Origin of the sequence: Lampropedia hyalina DSM 16112 (genome assembly GCF_900129055.1) — a bacterium.
GTDB classification, from domain to species: Bacteria; Pseudomonadota; Gammaproteobacteria; order Burkholderiales; family Burkholderiaceae_C; genus Lampropedia; species Lampropedia hyalina.
In genome coordinates this window covers 12,063-32,649 of the sequence record NZ_FQUZ01000001.1, presented here as the reverse complement: position 1 = coordinate 32,649, position 20,587 = coordinate 12,063, and the positions used below count along the sequence as shown (strand labels likewise).

15 protein-coding genes are annotated in these 20,587 nt (G+C 64.2%); 9 read left to right on the top strand and 6 right to left on the bottom strand.

Going from position 1 to position 20,587, the window contains the following annotated elements; genetic code table 11:
* Window positions 1–31: 31 nt before the first annotated feature.
* Genes BUE21_RS00125 through nrdA form a run of 5 tightly spaced genes read right to left on the bottom strand, consistent with a single transcriptional unit; the run spans window position 32 to window position 4,730 of the window.
* Window positions 32–427: a pyridoxamine 5'-phosphate oxidase family protein gene (locus BUE21_RS00125; RefSeq protein ID WP_073353189.1), complete on the bottom strand. Its 396-nt coding sequence runs from the start codon at window positions 425–427 to the stop codon at window positions 32–34.
* 51 nt (window positions 428–478) lie between these two features.
* Window positions 479–955, bottom strand: coding sequence for a hypothetical protein (locus BUE21_RS00120; protein WP_073353186.1), 477 nt, complete (start codon window positions 953–955; stop codon window positions 479–481).
* Between the two features lie 30 nt (window positions 956–985).
* Complete coding sequence (gene yfaE, locus BUE21_RS15130; RefSeq protein WP_073353183.1) at window positions 986–1,303, bottom strand: class I ribonucleotide reductase maintenance protein YfaE; 318 nt, start codon at window positions 1,301–1,303, stop codon at window positions 986–988.
* Window positions 1,300–2,433, bottom strand: a complete 1,134-nt coding sequence (gene nrdB, locus BUE21_RS00110) for a class Ia ribonucleoside-diphosphate reductase subunit beta (protein ID WP_073353182.1) — start codon at window positions 2,431–2,433, stop codon at window positions 1,300–1,302. The genes yfaE and nrdB overlap by 4 nt, the downstream gene beginning before the upstream one ends.
* Window positions 2,434–2,450: 17 nt before the next feature.
* A complete protein-coding gene (gene nrdA, locus BUE21_RS00105; protein ID WP_073353180.1) occupies window positions 2,451–4,730 on the bottom strand; it encodes a class 1a ribonucleoside-diphosphate reductase subunit alpha in 2,280 nt (759 codons plus the stop codon).
* 113 nt (window positions 4,731–4,843) lie between these two features.
* Between nrdA and BUE21_RS00100 the strand changes: the two genes are divergently transcribed.
* The 9 genes from BUE21_RS00100 (at window position 4,844) to BUE21_RS14625 (ending at window position 14,249) form a co-directional block, all read left to right on the top strand.
* Entirely contained in the window at window positions 4,844–5,488 is a 645-nt protein-coding gene (locus tag BUE21_RS00100) for a YqiA/YcfP family alpha/beta fold hydrolase (RefSeq protein ID WP_073353177.1), read from the top strand.
* A 101-nt stretch (window positions 5,489–5,589) separates the two neighbouring features.
* The gene (gene gap / locus BUE21_RS00095) at window positions 5,590–6,591 is read left to right on the top strand and encodes a type I glyceraldehyde-3-phosphate dehydrogenase (RefSeq protein WP_073353174.1); all 1,002 of its coding nucleotides are present in this window, start codon (window positions 5,590–5,592) and stop codon (window positions 6,589–6,591) included.
* Window positions 6,592–6,716: 125 nt separating this feature from the next.
* Window positions 6,717–8,045 (top strand): serine--tRNA ligase, encoded by a 1,329-nt coding sequence (gene serS / locus BUE21_RS00090; RefSeq protein ID WP_073353172.1) that lies wholly within the window; start codon window positions 6,717–6,719, stop codon window positions 8,043–8,045.
* Between the two features lie 339 nt (window positions 8,046–8,384).
* The gene (locus BUE21_RS00085; RefSeq protein ID WP_073353171.1) at window positions 8,385–10,196 is read left to right on the top strand and encodes a DEAD/DEAH box helicase; all 1,812 of its coding nucleotides are present in this window, start codon (window positions 8,385–8,387) and stop codon (window positions 10,194–10,196) included.
* 202 nt (window positions 10,197–10,398) lie between these two features.
* Window positions 10,399–11,562, top strand: coding sequence for an ATP phosphoribosyltransferase regulatory subunit (locus BUE21_RS00080; protein ID WP_073353168.1), 1,164 nt, complete (start codon window positions 10,399–10,401; stop codon window positions 11,560–11,562).
* 111 nt (window positions 11,563–11,673) lie between these two features.
* A complete protein-coding gene (locus BUE21_RS00075) occupies window positions 11,674–13,053 on the top strand; it encodes an adenylosuccinate synthase (protein WP_073353165.1) in 1,380 nt (459 codons plus the stop codon).
* A 163-nt stretch (window positions 13,054–13,216) separates the two neighbouring features.
* On the top strand, window positions 13,217–13,741 hold the full coding sequence (locus tag BUE21_RS00070; RefSeq protein WP_073353162.1) for a phosphoribosyltransferase: 525 nt from the start codon (window positions 13,217–13,219) through the stop codon (window positions 13,739–13,741).
* Window positions 13,729–13,974 (top strand): cysteine-rich CWC family protein, encoded by a 246-nt coding sequence (locus tag BUE21_RS15160; protein WP_073353160.1) that lies wholly within the window; start codon window positions 13,729–13,731, stop codon window positions 13,972–13,974. Before BUE21_RS00070 ends, BUE21_RS15160 begins: the two co-directional genes overlap by 13 nt.
* Window positions 13,975–14,087: 113 nt before the next feature.
* Window positions 14,088–14,249: a hypothetical protein gene (locus tag BUE21_RS14625; protein WP_159435775.1), complete on the top strand. Its 162-nt coding sequence runs from the start codon at window positions 14,088–14,090 to the stop codon at window positions 14,247–14,249.
* Between the two features lie 56 nt (window positions 14,250–14,305).
* Here BUE21_RS14625 and BUE21_RS00060 read toward each other — a convergent pair whose 3' ends face one another.
* Window positions 14,306–20,299 (bottom strand): alpha-2-macroglobulin family protein, encoded by a 5,994-nt coding sequence (locus BUE21_RS00060; RefSeq protein WP_084522563.1) that lies wholly within the window; start codon window positions 20,297–20,299, stop codon window positions 14,306–14,308.
* Window positions 20,300–20,587: the final 288 nt, after the last annotated feature.

The window sequence follows — 20,587 nt, the reverse complement described above, 5'->3', positions numbered from 1 at the left end:
TGATGCGTGCCTGAAACCAGTGCCGACCGATTCACAGCCGCGTGCCCGCCGTGGGGCCGGAGCGGAGCGTGAAGATTGCCTCGATGTGAATCAGTACGGCGCACAGCGGGGTTTTCATGCCGTTTTTGGCGGCGAAAGCGACGGCGTTATCGTAGGGCTTGCCTTCGTGGAAGATTTCGGCACGGCCCAGAAACCGGTAGCCGTCCAGGGCTTCGCGGTCGATGATGGCCACGGCGATTTTCGAGCCATCCTTGAGGTTGCGCAGCGTCTGGCCGCCGGTGTTCTCGTTGTAGATCAGCGTCTGGTCGTCATAGGCGCGCAGCGAACGCTTGGGGCCGATGTCGGGAATGCCGTCCGGGCCAACGGTGGCCTGAATGGGCAGTTGCGTGGCCAGCATGGCCTTGATGGTGTCGTTGAGGGTGTTCATTGGGTAGGCTCCTGTTGAGGTGAAGAAAGTGGTGGTGTTGGGTACGGTTCGTCAGTGCAGACCCATGCGGGTGGCTGTGTCGGCAGGCAATGCGGGCAGTTGCACCAGGGTGCGCAGCAGATGGCGCGAGACGATGGGATAGAGGTGCTCGGGCAGGCTGGGGTCAGCCAGCAGTCTTTGTACGCAGGCATGTGCCTGCTGGCAGCAGGCGGCACTGTGGCTGGCGTGGTTCTCCTGCTGGTAGAGGTGGGCGCGGTTGTGGCAGGTGACGACCACGGCAGCCAGACTGGCATCCAGTGCCATCTGCTGCTGGCAGGCACTGGCGCAGTGCGGGTGCAGCCAGGGCTTGCCTGCCAGCAGGGCGTGTGCCAATGTCTGGGCCTGTTCGTAGAGTTGGTGGGCGGTGTGCGTGCTGGCTGCATTGCAGGCGTGGTTGGCGGCTTCGATGGCCTGCTCCCAGGCAAGGAAGTGCTCTCCCAGGCCGGGGTGCAGGGTGGTGGATGGCAGCGGGGGTGAGGTGGTGCTCATGCAGTGGTGCTCCTTGGGTTGAGGTGGCTTTCATCGGGGGCAACCATCGGATGAATGGCTTGTTTTTGTGAGGTCGTTCGTGCCGAGGCGGTGATCGCGCTCGCAGTCCAGCCGCACGATGGGGCTGGCGGCCTGACAGCAGCAGGGCAATATCTCGCCTGCATTCAGGTGCGCCAGCGGCTTGTGCGGGTAGTGCACAGTGCCTTGCAGCAGCCGGGTGCGGCAGGAGCCACACCAGCCTTCGCGGCATTGGTAGTCCACGGCGTGGCCGGTGCGCAGCAGCGCGTCCAGCAGCCGCTCGTCGTAGGCCAGTGGGAATGTGCCTGCGTGGGTGAACAGCAGGTTCACAGCTCGAAGTCCTGCAAGTCGTCGCTGCTGACGCTGGCATCGATCTGGCCGATCAGGTAGGAACTCAGCTCCACTTCCTGCGGCGCGACCTGCACGGTGTCGGAGGCCAGCCAGGTGTTGATCCACGGAATCGGGTTGTGCCGTGTGGCCGGGAAGGCCGGCTCCAGCCCCACGGCCTGCATGCGGATGTTGGTGATGTACTCGACGTACTGCGCGAGGATGTCGCGGTTCAGTCCGATCATGGAACCGTCCTTGAACAGGTAGTCGGCCCATTGCTTTTCCTGCTCGGCGGCTTCGCGGAACATGGCGATGCAGCGCGGTTGCAGCTCCTGGGCGATCTGTGCGTATTCCGGGTCGTCCTGGCCACTGCGCAAAATGCCCAGAATGTGCTGCGTGCCGCTCAGGTGCAGGGCTTCGTCGCGGGCGATCAGGCGGATGATCTTGGCGTTGCCCTCCATCAGCTTGCGCTCGGCAAACGCGAACGAGCAGGCAAAGCTGACGTAGAAGCGGATGGCTTCGAGGATGTTCACGCTCATCAGGCACAGGTAGAGCTTTTGCTTGAGGTCGCGCAGGTCGATGCGGTAGGGGGTGCCGTTGATGCGGTGCTCGCCCGCGCCCAGTTGGGCGTAGAGCATGCCGTCGCGGATCAGCGCGTCGTACCAGCCAGCGATGTCGGTGGCGCGTTCGCGCACGTGCCGGTTGCGCATGATGTCGTCGAACACCACGGCTGGGTCGGCCACGATGTTGCGGATGATGTGGGTGTAGGAGCGCGAGTGGATGGTCTCGGAAAACGACCAGGTTTCCACCCAGGTCTCCAGCTCCGGCAGCGACACCAGCGGCAGCAGGGCGATGTTGGGGCTGCGCCCTTGAATGGAATCCAGCAGGGTCTGGTACTTGAGGTTGCTGATGAAGATGTGCTGCTCGTGCGCGGGCAGGTTCTGGTAGTCGATGCGGTCTTGCGAGATGTCCACTTCTTCCGGTCGCCAGAAGAAGGAGAGCTGTTTCTCGATCAGCTTCTCGAATACCGGGTATTTCTGCTGGTCGTAGCGCGAGACATTGACTGGCTGGCCGAAGAACATCGGCTCGCACAACTGGTCGTTGTCTGCGGGGGTGAAGATGCTGTAGCCCATGCCGGTGCCTGCCCTGCTCAAATTGCGCACGCGCCGCTGGCGCAGTCGTCTTCGGGCAGGCTGCCGTGGGCATCGTCCGCGCCGTCGCGGGTGTGGTGGTAGTAGAGGGTTTTCAGGCCGTATTTGTAGGCGGTAAGCAAATCCTTGAGCAGTTGCTTCATCGGCACGCGCCCGCCCTCGAAGCGTTGCGGGTCGTAGCTGGTGTTGGCAGAAATGGCCTGATCGACGAATTTCTGCATCACGCCCACCAATTGGAGGTAGCCTTCGTTGCCCGGCATCTGCCACAACAGTTCGTAACGGTCGCGCAGTGGGCCGATGTCCGGCACGACCTGGCGCAGAATGCCGTCCTTGGACTGTTTGACGGATACCAGCCCGCGCGGCGGCTCGATGCCGTTGGTGGCATTGGCGATCTGGCTGGAGGTTTCCGACGGCATCAGCGCGGTCAGCGTGGAGTGGCGCAAACCCCAGTGGCGAATGTCGGCACGCAGGCCCTCCCAGTCCAGATGCAGCGGTTCGTGGCAGATGCCGTCAAGGTCTTTCTTGTAGGTATCGATGGGCAGAATGCCTTGCGCGTAGCGCGTCTCGGAAAAGCCGGGGCAGGCTCCTGCCTCGCGCGCCCGTTGCACGGATGCTTTCAGCAAGTGGTATTGAATGGCTTCAAAGGTGCGGTGCGTCAGGGCCAGCGCGCTGCCATCGGAATAGCGCAGGCCATGCCGCGCCAGATAGCAGGCGTAGTTGATGACACCTATGCCCAGCGTGCGCCGCTGGCGCGTGGCATGCTGTGCGGCGGCGACCGGGTAATCCTGGTAGTCCAGCAGGGCATCGAGTGCGCGCACCAGCAGGTCGGCCAGTTGCGGCAGTTCGTCCAGTGATTGCAGCGTGCCCAGGTTGATGGCCGAGAGCGTGCACAGCGCGATCTCGCCTTCGGGGTCGTGCAAGTCTTGCAAGGGCCGGGTGGGCAGGGCGATTTCCATGCACAGGTTGGACTGGCGCACCGGCGCGCTGGCCGGGTCGAATGGGCTGTGCGTGTTGCAGTGATCGACGTTCTGGATGTAGATGCGCCCGGTGCCCGCACGCTCCTGCATCAGCAGCGAGAACAGTTCGGTGGCGGGCAGGCTGCGCTTGCGGATGGATTCATGCTGTTCGTATTGCACATACAAACGCTCGAAGGCTTCCTGATCGGCAAAAAACGCCTCGTACAGATCGGGCACTTCGTGCGGTGAGAACAGCGTGATGGACTGCCCCTTGATGAGCCTCTGGTACAGCAGGCGGTTGATCTGCACGCCATAGTCCAGATGGCGCACGCGGTTTTCTTCCACGCCCCGGTTGTTTTTCAGCACCAGCAGCGATTCCACCTCCCAATGCCACAGCGGATAGAACAGCGTGGCCGCACCGCCGCGTACACCGCCCTGCGAGCAGGACTTGACGGCGGCCTGAAACAGCTTGAAGAACGGCAGGCAGCCGGTGTGCTGCGCTTCGCCACCGCGAATCGGACTGCCCACCGCGCGGATGCGCCCGGCGTTGATGCCGATGCCCGCCCGCTGCGATACATAGCGCACGATGGCACTGGTGGTGGCGTTGATGCTGTCCAGACTGTCGTCGCATTCGATCAGCACGCAGGAGCTGAACTGCCGCGTGGGCGTGCGCACCCCGGCCATGATGGGCGTGGGCAGGCTGATGCGAAAGCGCGACAGCGCGTCGTAAAAGCGTCGCACATGATCCAGGCGTGTGGCGGTCGGATATGCGGCAAACAGGCACATGGCCACCAGCATGAACAGAAACTGTGGGCTTTCATAGACCTGCCGTGTCACACGATCCTGCACCAGGTACTTGCCTTCGAGTTGCTGCACGGCGGCGTAGGCAAAGTCCATATCACGCCAGTGGTCGAGGTGGGCATTGAGTGCGTCGAAATCGGCCGCGCTGTAGTCGTCCAGCAGATGGCCGTCGTACTTGCCCAGGGCCACCAGCCGACTCACATGGGTGTGCAAATGCGGTGGCTCGAACTGACCATAGGCAATCTTGCGCAGATGAAAAATCGCCAGCCGTGCCGCCAGATACTGGTAGTCGGGCGTGTCTTCGGCAATCAGGTCGGCGGCAGACTTGATGAGGGTTTCGTGAATGTCGCGGGTGCGGATGCCATCGTAGAACTGGAGCTGTGCCTGCAACTCCACCTGCGAGACGGAAACCTTCTCCAGCCCCTGTGCCGCCCAGGTGATGACGCGGTGAATTTTGTCGAGGTCGATGGCTTCAAGCCGCCCATCGCGTTTGGTCACTTGCAGGGTTCCAGAGGAGGTCATGGGATCAATCAGAATAAGCTGTTACTATAAAAAGTATAGCATGTGCTAATTAATTTGGGGTGCGGCATCCTGTTGGACAATGGCAGGGTCGTGTTTTTCGCCAGGAGCCTGCCATGTCCACCCCGCCATCCACCCCAGTGCTCACGCATCTGCTGTACCTGCATGGTTTCCGCTCGTCTCCGCAGTCTTTCAAGGCCAGGCGGACGCTGGAGTGGTTTGCCCGGCATCACCCGCAGGTTCACGTTGCGATTCCGCATCTGCCTGCATCACCACGGCAGGCCATGCAGCAGGTGCAGGAGCTGGTGCGCGCCTGGCCGAAGAAAAGTATGGCGGTGATGGGGTCGTCGCTGGGCGGCTACTACGCCACCTGGGTGGCCGCGCAATATGCCTGCCCTGCCGTGCTGCTCAACCCGGCGGTGTTTCCCGCGCGTGACCTGGCGCAGCACATCGGGGAAGTCACCAGTTGGCACGACCCGCAGGAAAAGCAGTTCTTCCAGCCCGAATACATCGGCCAGTTGCAGGCACTGGCCATCGACCCGTCACAGCCCCCGTCTGCGCCGCAATGGGGGCTGATTGCCCAGGGCGACGAGGTGCTGGACTGGCGCGAGATGGTGGCGCGTTACCCGCTGGCGCGGCAGACCGTGCTGGCAGGCAGCGATCACGCGCTGTCCGACAGTTTCGAGCTTTATCTGCCCGCGCTGGCGCAGTTCCTGTGCACGCTGGGTGCCGATGCGGGGCAAGCTGTCATAAACCATTAAAATGATGCTGCTTGTGCGCACCGCACAGCCGTCGCCCGCGTCGCCGTCTGGCGAAAACGGGCCAGCCGCCCATTCTTCACTGCACAATCCAAGGGACAGACATGACCATCAAGGTAGGTATCAACGGTTTCGGACGCATCGGACGCAACGTATTCCGTGCCGCCACACAGAGTTTTGACGATATTGAAATCGTTGGCATCAACGACCTGCTGGAGCCAGAGTACCTGGCCTATATGCTCCAGTACGACAGCGTGCATGGCCGCTTCGATGCCGATGTCTCGGTCGAAGGCAACACCCTGATCGTCAATGGCAAGAAAGTGCGCCTGACCCAGGAGCGCGACCCCGCCAACCTGAAATGGGGCGAGCTGGACGTGGACGTGGTGATCGAGTCCACCGGCCTGTTCCTGACCAAGGAAACCGCCCAGAAGCATATCGACGCAGGCGCGAAGAAAGTCATCCTCAGCGCGCCTTCCAAGGACGACACCCCCATGTTCGTGCGCGGCGTGAACTGCGCAAGCTACGCTGGGGAAACCATCGTCTCCAACGCTTCCTGTACCACCAACTGCCTGGCCCCTCTTGCCAAGGTGCTCAACGACAAATGGGGCATCAAGCGCGGCCTGATGACCACCGTGCACGCGGCCACTGCCACCCAGAAAACCGTCGATGGCCCGTCCAACAAGGACTGGCGCGGTGGCCGTGGCATCCTGGAGAACATCATCCCCTCCAGCACCGGCGCGGCCAAGGCCGTGGGCGTGGTGTTGCCCGCCCTCAAGGGCAAGCTCACCGGCATGAGCTTCCGCGTGCCCACTTCCAACGTTTCCGTGGTCGATCTGACCGTGGAACTGGAAAACCCCGCCAGCTACGCCGAGATCTGCGCCGAAATCAAGGCCCAGTCCGAAGGCGCGCTCAAGGGCATTCTGGGCTACACCGAAGACAAGGTGGTGGCCACCGACTTCCGTGGTGATGCCCGCACTTCCATCTTCGATGCCGATGCCGGTATCGCGCTGGATGGCTCCTTCGTCAAGCTGGTGTCCTGGTACGACAACGAGTGGGGCTACTCCAACAAGTGCCTGGAACTGGCGCGCGTTGTGAACGCCAAGTAAGCATCGATAGCACCCACCCCGCAAAAAGACGCACGATGCGTCTTTTTGCTTTTGGCCCGGATGTTTGGCTTAGGGCGTGTCATCGGGGACAATAGCCGTTTTGACTTTCTTGTTCATCCACTCCCATGCTTGACATCCTCCTGCTGCGCAAAGAACTGGATCGCGTCATCGCGCGTCTGGAAACCCGCAAAAGCCCCCAGTCCTTCCTGAACGTGGAAGCCTTCACCGCCCTGGAAGCCGAGCGCAAGACCCTCCAGTCCCGCACCGAGGACTTGCAGGCCCAGCGCAACAGCCTCTCGCGCCAGATCGGCCAGCTCAAGTCCAAGGGCGAGAGTGCCGATGTCGTGCTGGCGCAGGTGGCCGACATCAAGGCAGAGCTGGAAACTTCCGCCGCCCGTCTGGAGCAGATTCAGGCCGAATTGCAGGCCCTGCTGCTGGCCGTGCCGAACCTGCCGCAGGATTCCGTGCCGTTGGGAGCCGATGAAGCGGCCAATGTCGAAGTGCGCCGCTGGCATCCGGCAGGGCGCGAGCCTGCCACTGCGGTCAGCCTGGGCTTTGCGCCCAAGGACCATGTGGACGTGGGCGAGCCGCTGGGGCTGGACTTCGAGCTGGGCAGCAAGCTCACCGGCACGCGCTTCACCGTGATGCGCGGGCAGATCGCGCGCCTGCACCGTGCCCTGACCCAGTTCATGCTGGACGTGCAGACCCAGGAGCACGGCTACCAGGAAAACTATGTGCCCTACATCGTCAATGGCGATTCGCTGCGCGGCACCGGCCAGTTGCCCAAGTTTGCCGACGACCTGTTCGCGGCGCAAAAGGGCGGCCAGGATGCCGAACCCGTGCCCGACCATGCCGCGCTCTACCTCATTCCCACCAGCGAAGTGCCGCTGACCAACTTCGTGCGCGACACCATCGTGGCCGAAGCCGATCTGCCCATTCGCCTCACCGCCCACACCCCTTGCTTCCGCTCCGAAGCGGGCAGCTACGGGCGCGACACGCGCGGCCTCATTCGCCAGCACCAGTTCGACAAGGTGGAAATGGTGCAGATCACCCACCCGGAACACAGCAATGCGGCATTGGAAGAAATGGTCGGCCACGCCGAAGCCATCCTGCAGAAGCTGGAACTGCCTTACCGCGTGGTGGCCCTGTCCACCGGCGACATGGGCTTTGGCGCGGCCAAGACCTACGATCTGGAAGTGTGGCTCCCGGCGCAGGACACCTACCGCGAAATCAGCTCGGTGAGCAACTGCGAAGCCTTCCAGGCGCGCCGGATGCAGGCACGCTTCAAGAACGCAGCAGGCAAGAACGAACTCGTGCATACGCTCAACGGTTCCGGCCTGGCCGTGGGCCGCACGCTGGTGGCCATTCTGGAAAACCACCAGAATGCCGATGGCAGCGTCACCATTCCGGCGGCTCTGCGCCCCTATCTGGGTGGACTGGAAAAAATCGGCTGAACAGGGTTTTGCCATCCGCTGTGCAGGCGGCAATGGCATCATCCGGGGCCGGTGGTGTCGTTGTCACGCTGCACAGCAGCATTTTGCGTGGGTTGTGCTTGGCGAAAACAGCCAACCTGTGTAAAAATGAAGACCTTGCGGCCTTCAGTCAGCCGCAAGTTCGTCACTGAATGCGTACCGCTCCTGAACAGGAACGGCCCGGTTGCTGGCTGGATTTCCAGTCGCCCGTGCGCGCACACGCTGATCTGCCCTGCACTGAACTGTCCTGACCCGGCAGAAGGGCGAGTATCCAACAACCCATAACCCAAGGCATCTGCAAATGAATGCCTTCATTCAACTGTGACTTTTGCATCATTGAATCTGTCCGAGGCCATTGTGTCGGCCGTCAGCGACATGGGCTACACCCAGCCCACCCCCATTCAGACACAAGCCATCCCATTGATCTTGCAGGGCAAAGACCTGCTGGCCGGCGCACAGACCGGCACCGGCAAGACCGCCGCCTTCGCACTGCCGCTGCTGGAAATGCTCTCGCGCCAGCCGCAGGACGAGCGCGGCAAACGCCCGGTGCGTGCCCTCATCCTCACCCCCACCCGCGAACTGGCCGCACAGATCGAGGAAAACATCCGCGCCTACGCCAAGAACCTGCCATTGCGCGCCACGGTGATTTTTGGTGGCGTGGGCATGGCCGCGCAGATCGCCCAACTGAACCGGGGCGTGGACATCCTCGTGGCCACGCCGGGCCGCCTGCTCGATCTGCAATCCCAGTCGCATGCCGATCTCTCCCAGGTCGAATTCCTGGTGCTGGACGAGGCCGACCGCATGCTGGACATGGGCTTCATCCACGACGTGCGCAAGGTGCTGGCCCTGCTGCCCCGGCAAAAGCAGTCGCTGCTGTTCTCTGCCACCTTCAGCGACGACATCAAGCAACTGGCCAACACCCTGCTGAACCAGCCCGAGCAGGTGCAGGTCACGCCGCCCAACACCACGGTGCAGCGCATCAGCCAGGTGATCTGCCCGGTGGGACGCAACCAGAAAAAGGCCGCGCTGCTGCACATCATCACCAGCCGCAACTGGAACCAGGTGCTGGTGTTCACCCGCACCAAGTTCGGCGCAAACCATGTGGCCGAATACCTGAACAAGCACGGCGTGAGTGCCATGGCCCTGCATGGCAACAAGAGCCAGACCGCCCGCACCCAGGCACTGGCCGGCTTCAAGACCGGACAGTTGCGGGCACTGGTGGCCACCGACATTGCCGCACGCGGCATCGACATCGACGAACTGCCACATGTCGTCAATTACGAAATTCCGAATGTGCCCGAAGACTACGTCCACCGCATTGGCCGCACAGGCCGCGCGGGAGCCGATGGCCATGCCATCAGCCTGGTGTGTCTGGATGAAGAAGGCTTCATGATGGAAATCGAACGCTTCACCAAGCAGGAGATTCCCGTGGACATCATGTCTGAATTCGCCCCCGAAGCCGATGAAGTGGCCGAACCCATTGCCATGGGCCGCCAGACCCTCTGGGGTGGTGCAGGCCGCCCACCGGGCCGCGACGTGATGCAGGCTGCCGCCAAGAAAGCCCGCAAGGAAATGCTGGATCGCGTGCGCACCAAAACCCCTCCCTCGGCTTCGCCCCGTTCTGCTCCTGCTGGCGATGCCGCCCAGGCGTTTTCCGATGACGAATCAGGTGGACGGCCAGCGGCACGGCAGGGACAGGGACGCAACCGCGCCGCCACCCCGCATTCAGGCAAGCCGCGCAGTAGTGGCCCGCAGAACCGCCAGGGGCAGGGCAATCGCCCTGCCGGAGGTGGCAATGCAGGCAACGGGCGTGGAGCAGCCCCTCGCAGTGCCGCGCAGGATTACCCAGCCAAGGAACGCCTGCCACTGTTGCGTGAAGATGCCCATCTGGGAACCCAGGCGGGTACCTCGCTGGCCGCACCGCGTCGCAGCGGTGGCACTGGTCAGCCCGACCCCATGCGCACCAGCGTGGACAGCATGACCCAGCGCAATGGCCGCAACCGCAGCCAGCGCGGCTTTGCGGGCGGTGGCGGCGGAGCTGGCCATTTCAACAACGGTCATCCTGCCGCACCGCGTGGCCCCCGCAACAACAACGGCCGCAGCGGTGGTGGCCGCCGGGGTGGCATGGCGTAAACAGGTTCCAAGGCATTCGCACAACGCCTATGACATGGATAACGGGTGTGGTTGCCAACGGGTGGCCACACCCGTTTCGTTTGCAACGAGCCATGCGCCGATGTCTGGGTGGGTGCAGGCCCATGCCTTGAACACGATACAGACCTTTTCCTGCCTGACCGTTCCGGTAGAATAAGGTTTTTAACAGCATCCGACTTTTGCCATGTCTGCCTGGGTTCTACCCGATCACATTGCCGATGTTCTGCCTTCGGAAGCGCGCCACATTGAAGAGTTGCGGCGCACTTTGCTGGATACGGCTTCCACCTATGGCTATGAACTGGTCATCCCGCCCCTGATGGAGCATCTGGAGTCGCTGCTCACCGGCACGGGCCAGGCACTGGACTTGCAGACCTTCAAGGCCGTCGATTCCCTCTCTGGCCGCACCGTGGGCATCCGCGCCGACAGCACCCAGCAGGTGGCCCGCATCGATGCGCACCTGCTCAACCGCCAGGGTGTCACGCGCCTGTGCTACTGCGGCCCGGTGCTGCATACCCGCCCGGAACGCCCCTACGCCTCGCGTGAACCCCTTCAGTTTGGTGCGGAAATCTACGGCCACGAAGGGCGTGAGGCCGATCTGGAAGCCCTGCAACTCGCACTCGACTGTCTGCGGCAGGCCGGTGTGGCTCAGGCCGTTGCCGTCATGGGCGATGTGCGCGTCGCCCGCAGCCTGCTGGGTGGCCTGCTGGTGAGCATGGATATCCTGCGCCAGGTGCATGCCGCGCTCGCTGCCAAGGATGTTTCCGAACTGGCCGTGCTCACGCGCGACTTCCCGGCTGTGGCACGGCAGGCCCTGCTGGCCTTGCCGGGGCTGTACGGCGGCCCGGAAGTGCTGGATGAGGCCCGCCGTGTGCTGGCTGCCTTCCCCAAGGCACTGGCGGTATTGGATGGGCTGCAATGGCTGGCCGACCGGCTGGGGCAACAGGCCGCCGTTTCCTACGATCTGGCCGATCTGCGCGGCTACGCCTATTACAGCGGCATGCGCTTCACCATCTATTCGCCGCATTGCACCGACGCATTGGTGCGCGGCGGTCGCTACGACGAAGTGGGCGCGGCCTACGGGCGCAACCGCCCGGCCGCAGGGTTCAGCCTGGATTTGAAGCAACTGGTCACGGCCGTGCGCAAGCGCGATCTGCGCCAGGCCATTCTGGCTCCCTGGTCGGAAGATGCTGCCCTTCAATCCCTGGTGGCCGAACTGCGCGCCAGTGGCCAGACCGTCATCTTCGCCATGCCCGGCCATGCCAACGAGGCCGAGGAATTCCACTGCACCCGGCAACTGGTGCAGGAGGATGGGCAGTGGCGGCTGCAAGCATGTACCCCTGCCGCCTGAGAGGTACCGTAACGTCATGGGCGCAGGGGCATGGTGCTCCGGCCTGTCAGGATGGCGCGTCACAGGCGGCCGCCATCGCCGATTCGATTTTTTCGTGAAACTGGAACTGAAATGAGCACAACAAAAGGCCGCAACGTGGTTGTGGTAGGCACCCAATGGGGTGACGAAGGCAAAGGCAAACTGGTGGACTGGCTGACGGAAAGTGCCCAGGGGGTCGTGCGTTTCCACGGCGGACACAATGCCGGGCACACGCTGGTCATCAACGGCGTGAAAACCGCGCTGCACCTGGTTCCCAGTGGCATCATGCGCGAAGGCGTGACCTGCTACATTGCCAACGGCGTGGTCGTTTCGGTGGCCAAGCTCATTGAGGAAGTGCAGGGGCTGGAAGCGGCCGGGGTGCAGGTGCGCGAGCGTCTGCGCGTCAGCGAAGCCTGTCCGCTGATTCTGCCTTTGCATGCCTATCTGGACATCGTGCGCGAATTCGCCCGCGAACGTGGTGGCCAGCAGCGCATCGGCACCACGGGCCGGGGCATTGGCCCGGCCTACGAAGACAAGGTGGCACGCCGCGCTTTGCGCGTGCAGGATTTGCTGCACCCCGAACGCTTCGCCGCCAAGCTGCGCGATCTGCTGGACCTCTACAACCACGTTCTGCGCGAGTACCTGAACTCCAGCGAACTGCCCACGCCCGAAGTGCTCCAGCCCTATGTGGAAGGCGGCCAACTGCGCTTCGACCCCATTTACGAAGAAGCCATGCGCCATGCCGAATGGCTGCGCCCCATGATTGCCGACGTATCCGTGGAACTCAATGCCGCCCACCAGCGCGGCGAGAACCTGCTGTTCGAAGGCGCGCAGGGCACGCTGCTGGACGTGGACCACGGCACCTATCCGTATGTCACCTCCAGCAACTGCGTGGCAGGCAATGCCGCTGCGGGTGCAGGCGTAGGCCCCGGCCTGCTGCACTATGTGCTGGGCATCACCAAGGCCTACTGCACGCGCGTGGGCAGCGGCCCCTTCCCGACCGAACTGGAATGGGAAACCCCTGGCACTCCCGGCTACCACATGAGCACCGTGGGCGCGGAAAAAGGCGTGACCACCGGGCGCAGCCGCCGCTGTGGCTGGTTCGATGCGGCACTGCTCAAGCGCAGTGCCCAGGTCAATGGCCTCACCGGCCTGTGCATCACCAAGCTGGACGTGCTCGATGGCCTGGAAACCCTGCAACTGTGCGTGGGCTATGAACTCGATGGCCGCACCATCGACATCCTGCCGCTGGGAGCCGACGACATTGCCGCCTGCAAGCCCCTGTACGAAACCCTGCCGGGCTGGACAGAATCGACGGTCGGTGTCACCGAGTATGCGCAACTGCCATCACAGGCACGCCAGTACCTGGAACGCATCGAAGCCATCACCGGCGTGCCGATTGCCGTCATCTCCACCAGCCCCGACCGCGACCACACCATCCTGCGCCACAAGCCGTTTGAACACGGTCTCTGAAGCCGGATGCTTCCCGATCTCCTGCCCGTCCGTATATGGGCAGGGGTTGCACCACCTCTATCCGCTCCGGCCACCTGGCTCCGGTGCGGGCGCACAGGCCGTTGCTAATGGACTGCCTTTGCATCCTTCCCCCGTCCCACGAAAACCCCCAGGAGTCACCACCATGCTGACAGAAGATGGCAAACACCTGTACGTCAGTTATGACGAATACCACGACCTGATCGAAAAACTGGCCATACAGATTCACCAGTCTGGCTGGGAGTTCGACACCATTCTGTGTCTGGCACGCGGGGGCATGCGCCCTGGCGATGTGCTCAGCCGCATTTTCGATAAACCGCTGGCCATCATGTCCACCAGTTCCTACCGGGCCAATGCGGGTACGGTGCAGGGGCATCTGGACATTGCCAAGTACATCACCACCCCCCGCGCCGAACTGGCCGGGCGTGTGCTGCTGGTGGACGATCTGGCCGACACCGGCCACACCCTGCATGCCGTGGTAGATATGCTGCGGCAACGCTACAGCCCCATCACCGACCTGCGTTCCGCCGTGGTCTGGACCAAGGGCATCTCCACCTTCCAGGCCGATTACTGCGCCGAGCACCTGCCCACCAATCCGTGGATTCACCAGCCCTTCGAGCACTACGACAGCCTGCGCCCGGAAAGCCTGATCGGCAAATGGCACCTGTGACGGAGCCACAGCTCCAAGGCCAAGGCAATTGCCCGCTGTGCGGGCGCGGCAATCAGTGCGCCATGGCCGGTGCTGGCGGTGAAGACGCATCGGCCTGCTGGTGCATGAATACCCACATCAGCGCACAAGCCCTCGAGGCACTGGCACAGCAGCGGCAGGCACAGCCTTCAATTGCCACACCGTCCTGCCTGTGCCTGAGTTGTGCAGCAGGGCAGTGGCATTTGCCTGCGTAGTTCGTCAAACCCACGGGTTTACGATACTGTCCGTAATCAATGGGGTGCTGTTCGCAGTCTTCTGCAAAGCCCGATTGCTATTTCCGATTCAGGCATCCGCACTCCACAGCGTCATGCCGGACTTGATCCGGCATCCAGTTGCGGTGCAAACCATTGGCAACCAAGGTGTTTTTGCCAGCCTAGTCGCTGGATGCCGGATCAAGCCCGGCATGACGATACCGAAAAAGCTCAAAGCTGCTGCAATCGCAGTTGAGATCGACGCATTGCTGCATTGAGCCTCTATATAACACCCACCCCGTCATGGCGATTGGCATGGCGGGGTGGGTGTTTTTCATGGGGTGCCCTGTATGCGCATCGGATTGTTGGGCACTTCGCCAAACACCTGCGGGCTGTAGAGGGCTTCGGCACGGGTGGGGGGCAGGAAGAATTCACCAGGCTGGTTCAGGCGCACCGTGTATTCGTACTCGGTGGTGCCTTGGGGCAGGGCGTGGTAGTACACGCGCATGGCATCCATCTTGCGCTCGACCCAGGCCAGGTGGTAGCTGTCGCTTTCGGCTTCATCGGCGGTGGCCAGGCTGGAGTCACGCCCCAGGCCGCTGCCCAGGATGGTGCTGCCCGCCGGAACCGGGTCGGTGATGGCACTGATGCCGGTGGCCGCGCTGGCGGTGATGCGCAGGTGGACGCGGTAGATGTCGCCCCGGCTCCATTGGCCGGGCTGGCGTTGCACCACAGGGGTGATGGTGCGTGCCACTTGCAGGCCGGAGGCCACTGGCTGCTGGCTGGGCACGGCGGCCAGGGTGCTGATGGTGACCCAGGGGCTGCCGCTGCCCTGCTGTTGCACCCGCAACTGGCTGCTGGCCGGGTTGCCCTTGCGGGCGATGGCATCGGGCCAGTCGAAGTCGATGCGCAGGGGGTTGGCGGCAGTGCTGCCCGTGCTTCCAGTGCTGCCGGAGGGCAGAGCGGGCCAGTCACGGCTGTGCGTTTGCGCACCCAGTTGGCCCTGGAGGCGGCCATTCACCGGGGTGCTTTCATGCAGTTGCGCAAAGCGTTGCAGTGCCAGCGGCCCCCAGAGGTTGGCGACCGTGGTGCTCCACGCGCCGTGGCTTTGCCGTGCCAGCAGGCCGGTGGCAAGCGCGCCCATGTCGTCCTTCCAGGCGGGCAGGGCGGCGGTGACCAGCAGCAGGCGGGCGGCATTGACATCGCCGTTCTGCATGGCCCACCACCAGTGGTCGCTGGCTTCGGTGCTGAACTGGGTTTGCACGCCGGTCTGGAGCAGGCGGCTGCGCAGTTCGTTCTGCACCTGTTGCAGGTGCTGCGCCTGCTGGGGGATTTGGGGCAGATGTTGCAGGATTTGCAGCCAGTCGATCAGCGCGTGGGTGGGCCAGGCACGCGGGTTGATGGCAATGCTCTCCAGCATGGCCGGGGTGGCTGCGCCGTGCTGGGCCAGGGCTGCAATGGCACTGAGCCGGTAGATGGCGGCCTGCTGGCTGCCGGAGCCGATGCTGCGCAGGGGGCTGGCCGTGCGTTCGGTACGGCCTTCGACGAAGCCGGTCAGGCCCTGAATCATCTGCTGGCGTGCGGCATCGGGCAGGCGGAAGTGGCCGGTTTCACCCAGTGCCTTGAGCGTGGCATCGACGGCCAGCAGGTGGGCGGTGAGCAGCGGGCTGCCGTCGTTGTGCTGTTGTGGCGGGAAGTAGCTGGCCAGCCCGTCACTGTCGAGGTAGGCGGGCAGGTCTTCGGCCACGCTGGCCCACAGGGCGGCATCGCGCAGGCCGATGCTCTTGCCATAACGCTGCTCCAGGCAGGCGTAGGGATAGCGTTGCCACCAGTCCAGCACGCCGGGCAGGGGGGCGGCGAGGCTGGCCTGGGCTTCGATGCGCAGGCTGCCGCGCCCTTCCAGAGCCTGGGTGGGCAGGCTGGCTTGCAGTTGCAGCGGCTGGCTGGCCGAGAGCTGGTGCAGGCTGGCTTGCCGCACGGTGACAGGCACGGCGGGCAACAGGGTCTGGGTGCTGCGCAGGCTGTCGCGGATGGTGTTCGAGCCTTCGACGCGGGCATCCAGTTGCCATTCCCAGTGGTCTTGCAGCAATTGTTCGCCCAGCAGCGGGGCCTGCACGCGCCATTGCACGGTCTGCGCGGCTCCGGCGGGCACGTCCACGGTCTGGTCGGGCAGGGTTTGCGTGCCAGCGGGGCCGTTGATGCGGGCAGTGACGGTGGTGCGCTGCGCTTTGCCCGTGCTGTTGCGCAGGGTGAATTGCGCGTCGAAGTGGTCTTTCTCGCGCACGACGGGCGGCAGACCGCTGATGATTTGCAGCTCTTGTGCCACCTGAAGCTCGGTGCTGCCACTGCCGAACTGGCTGGTTCCGGCATCGGCGATGGCCTGGGCATGGAACGTGGTGATGCTGTCGTTCAGCGGCACGGAGACCTTGGCCTTGCCCTGTGCATCCAGCGTGATGCGGGGTTGCCACAGCAGCAGGGTGTCGAACAGTTCGCGGGTTGCGCCGTCCGCGCCACCACCGCCGCCTGCCGGAGCGGCCTTGCGCCCATAGTGGCGGCGGCCCAGCACTTCCATCTGGGCGGTAGCGGTGGCCACGCCCCAGGGACGGGTCTGCATCATGGCTTGCAGCAGTTCCCAACTGGTGTTGGGGGCGAGTTCCAGCAGGGCCTTGTCCACCACGGCGAGGGCGATTTCGGCATGGGCAGCGGGTTTGCCGTTGGGCAGCTTGGCCTCGATCTGGAGCGTGGCGGTGTCGCGGGTGGCGTAGCGTGGCTTGTCGGCCTGGACGCTGACGTTCAGGCGGTGCGCGGCATGGCCAACCTGGATGGCGGCTACGCCCAGGCGATAGGCGGGCTTGCTCAGATCGACCAGCGCAGTGGCGGGCGCGGCTTCGCCCTGGTCGTCACGCCAGGCACGCCACCAGACCACCGGGGCCTTGAATCCCCAGGAGAAGAAGCTTTGCCAGGGCACGTCGCGCAGGCGGCCGCGCACGGCCAGCACGCTGATGTAGGTGTTCGGCCCCCAGTTGGAGCCGACCTTGAGGCTGAAGCTGGGGTTGTCGCCGCTCAACTCGATGACCTGGCTCTCCAGCACGCCTTCGCGCTCGATGGCCACCAGTGCCTGGGCCTTGCGGAAGGGCATGCGCACCTGGAAGCGGGCGGTTTCGCCCGGCTCGTAGGCGGGCTTTTCCGGCAGAACGTCCATGCGGTCGGAGGCTTCGCCATCGAACCACCATTGACCGGCACGGCTGACCCAGATGCTGGTGGTGGCACTGTGGCGACGCTGCTGATCGTCCTGCACGGTGGCAATCAGCTCCACTTCGCCCGATTGCTGGAGGGTGATGCTGCATTCCACCCGTCCGCTGCGGTCGCTCTTGCCTTCGCACACCGTGCCCAGAGTGCGGCTCTGGTACTGGTGGTCGTACTGGTAGAAGCCGCCCACCAGCCGCTTGCGGGTGCTCAGCGTGGTGTGCGATTGCGCGACGACCTGTACGGGAATGCCCGCAGCGGGCTTGCCATCCGGGGTGAGGACGATGGCATGGAGTTTGACGGGTTCGCGCTCGGACACCCAGCTTTCGGTTTTCAGGCCGACCAGCACGCTGGCGGGCCAGATGGTTTGCTGCTGGCTCAGGGTATGGGTTTCACCGCTGGGGTCGGCGTAGGTGATTTCGGTGCGCAGGGATTGGGGCAGGCCCGCCGGAGTGGGCAGACCGGCCAGCGCGATGCGGGCATTGCCCTGGGCATCCAGGGTGAGGGCTTGCTTGTCGAGCACCAGTTGGCGGGTGGTCTCGATGCTGCGGCCACTCTCGCGCGCCTGGCGTTCAGCCGGGGTCAGCGGGCTGGTGAAGCGGTAGTCGGTGTACTGAGCGAACCGGATGTCGTGCGGCTCCAGCAGGGCGGATGCCTGCGCGGGCCAATGCGCCGCCGCGCCACCGGCCACATACTGAAGCTGGACGTTCATGTCTACCGCACTGGCGTGCACCAGCGGGGCATTGCCCACCGGCACAAGGGAGCCACGGAACACCGGCAGGCGGAATTCTTCCACGCGGAAACTGCCGCTGTAGTGGTTCACGCCGTCGCCGTAGAGGCGGATGCTGTAGTGTCCCAGCGGGGCGAGGGCAGGCAGTTTCAGGCTGCTGTGGGCATTGAGGCCGCCATCGGCAGTTTGGTACCACTGCAAGGGCTGGGTGAATTCCTGGCCGCTGCCCTGGTGGGTGACGATCATTTCGGCAGGCGGCTGTTCGGGGGTGGCAAAGCCTTGCAGCGTCGGGCGGCGCAGGTAATGCTTCATCGAGATGGTTTCCCCCGCCCGCAACAGGCTGCGGTCGGTGACGCTGTGGGCGGTCAGGTCTTCGCCCTCGTGGTATCCGTACTGGGTGGGCACGTTGAAACGCCACGGCTCGATGCCGTTCTGCCAGTCGCTCCAGACCAGCCCCAGGTCTTTCTCGTCTGCCGAACGGGCCGTGATGAAGTAGGCGTTGCGGTAGCCGCCATCGGCATATTCGCATTCCGGGGCGGTGCCCCGAATCTGTGGGAACAGCGCGCGTCCCTGCGAGTCGGTCTTGCCTTCGGCCAGCACACTGCCGTCACAGTGATTGACGCGCACCGTGGCATTCTTGACCGGGCGGCCATCGTCCAGCGAAGTCACCCAGGCCAGCGCGTTTTCCTGCCCCAGCTTGAAGTGCACGGACAGGTTGGTCACCAGCACGGCGGTGCGGGCATAGAGCACAGGGGGCGCGCCTTCGGTGGCATCCAGCAGGGCCTTGCCCAGCAGCGGCGAGGCGATTTCCACGATCTGGTAACCCGGCTCCAGCGGAATGCCGACCACTTCGGCTTCCTGCCGCTGGGGGGTGCTGGCAGGGGCGGGGATGCGCAGGGCGCGTGCCTGGGCTTGGGCATTCAGCAGCGAGAGGGTGCGGGTGGGCAGCCAGCCGTCGTCGTCTTCCGATGCGCTGGCGCGGGGCGGCAGTGCGCCAAGGCCAGCCTGCTCGGCCTGTTCGCGGGCGACGTGGTTGCCGGGGCTGAACTGCTCCATGCGGCGCATCCAGTCGAGAATGGAACGGTCGTCCTGCAAGCGCAGCACCTTCAGGGGCAGTTCCGATTCGACCTTGCGCAGGGTCACGGGCAGCAGGGCCGGGGCATCGCGCCCTTCGGCAAAGCGTTCGATGATGGCGAAATCCCCCGAAGCGAACTTGGCCAGCGGCGGGATGTCGCCAGTGGCCACTTGCAGCGGAAAGGCCGCAGCGTTGCGCAGGGGGCGGCTGGCATCGTCTTGCAGACCGGCAGGCACTTCCAGTGTGAATGCGGTGTTGGCCGGGAATGGCCCCTGGAACACCAGCCTGTCCACCGGTGTGGTGGGCGGGGGCGTACCCTTGCCGCTGGCCTCGTCGCCTTCCACGGTGGCCGGCCAGCTTCGTCCGCCGCTGACCAGCCGGAATTGTTCGACCCATTGCCGGTCGAATTCGGCATTGAAGTTCAGGCGCAGGGGCAGCAGGGGGATGCACTTCTGGCTGGCCTGTTCGCGCTGGCAGGTGAATTCGGCGGTGAAGGGTTCACGCACCGTGTAGTCGTGGCGTTCGGCCTGTTGCGATACCACGCCCGCAGGTGAGGCCACGCCCGCGCCCCACACCAGTTGCACGTCCACGCCGGGGCTGAGGCGACGCTGGCAGGCCAGTCCGCGCCACTGCTCGGGAGCCTGTTGTGCCTGCTCCTGGTTGTCGGTGGCTTGCAGGGCCGCCTGCAATTCCACGTCGCTGAGCAGGCGCACGGGAATGCGTTCGCCCACATCGGCGGCTTCGCACCAGACGTTGGCCAGCAGACTTTGCGGCGTGGCCACGCCGGAGGTCTGGATGAGGAAGTGCTGCTGCTCGTCGATGTCGTTCCACGGGTAGGGCAGCACCGTGAGCGGGCGCGGCCCGCCGGTGTCGAAGCGGTGTGTGCCCAGTGCGCTGATGGCCTGTTGGTTCAGCCCCCGGAAGCTGGGGTTCGCGCTGACGGCACAACGCACCCCGGCAGGCAGTGGTTCGGCAAACTCGAACACCCAGCGTTGCGCATTCAGCCAGCGGCCCTGTCCCTGCATCTGCCGGGCATCCGCGCCCTCGCATTGCCATTGCACCGGTGCGGTGGCATCGGGCTGCCCCAGTGCCACCACGGCCTGGGCAAAGTCCACCTGCACCTGCCGCACCTGCGAGACGGAGCCTTGCGGCAAGACGCGCTGCACGGCATTCGCATGGGCCAGCGATCCGCCCAACCCTGCCAGCAGTCCCAGACCGACGAGGAGCGGTGTTTTCCTCGAACGCTTCAATTTCCACACGCGCGATACAGGGGACATGGTCGGTCTCTTTCTGCGGGCATGGCTTGCGACGGGCAAACCGGCCAGCCGGGAATGGGTTGCCAGAACAAGGCCGATTATCGTCCATATATTGCGCAACTGCTCCCGGCCATTCGCGCTGGCCATCAGAGGGAAATGGCCGAACCGGCAAGGGACATGGGGTGTGATGTTTTCGCCCAGTCGCGGGAGGCAGGTCGCCCACACCACCACAAATTCATGGGCACTGCCGCCAAGAATCACATAGAATGCCTGCAATCATGGAACCTCCCTCGGCGGAATCGCTTTCAT

Excerpts from the sequence above, each read along its gene's own strand:
- BUE21_RS00125 (WP_073353189.1), bottom strand. The coding sequence starts at position 427 with ATGAACACCCTCAACGACACCATCAAGGCCATGCTGGCCACGCAACTG.
- BUE21_RS00120 (WP_073353186.1), bottom strand. The coding sequence starts at position 955 with ATGAGCACCACCTCACCCCCGCTGCCATCCACCACCCTGCACCCCGGC.
- nrdB (WP_073353182.1), bottom strand. The coding sequence starts at position 2,433 with ATGGGCTACAGCATCTTCACCCCCGCAGACAACGACCAGTTGTGCGAG.
- nrdA (WP_073353180.1), bottom strand. The coding sequence starts at position 4,730 with ATGACCTCCTCTGGAACCCTGCAAGTGACCAAACGCGATGGGCGGCTT.
- BUE21_RS00100 (WP_073353177.1), top strand. The coding sequence starts at position 4,844 with ATGTCCACCCCGCCATCCACCCCAGTGCTCACGCATCTGCTGTACCTG.
- gap (WP_073353174.1), top strand. The coding sequence starts at position 5,590 with ATGACCATCAAGGTAGGTATCAACGGTTTCGGACGCATCGGACGCAAC.
- serS (WP_073353172.1), top strand. The coding sequence starts at position 6,717 with ATGCTTGACATCCTCCTGCTGCGCAAAGAACTGGATCGCGTCATCGCG.
- BUE21_RS00080 (WP_073353168.1), top strand. The coding sequence starts at position 10,399 with ATGTCTGCCTGGGTTCTACCCGATCACATTGCCGATGTTCTGCCTTCG.
- BUE21_RS00075 (WP_073353165.1), top strand. The coding sequence starts at position 11,674 with ATGAGCACAACAAAAGGCCGCAACGTGGTTGTGGTAGGCACCCAATGG.
- BUE21_RS00070 (WP_073353162.1), top strand. The coding sequence starts at position 13,217 with ATGCTGACAGAAGATGGCAAACACCTGTACGTCAGTTATGACGAATAC.
- BUE21_RS15160 (WP_073353160.1), top strand. The coding sequence starts at position 13,729 with ATGGCACCTGTGACGGAGCCACAGCTCCAAGGCCAAGGCAATTGCCCG.
- BUE21_RS14625 (WP_159435775.1), top strand. The coding sequence starts at position 14,088 with ATGCCGGACTTGATCCGGCATCCAGTTGCGGTGCAAACCATTGGCAAC.
- BUE21_RS00060 (WP_084522563.1), bottom strand. The coding sequence starts at position 20,299 with ATGTCCCCTGTATCGCGCGTGTGGAAATTGAAGCGTTCGAGGAAAACA.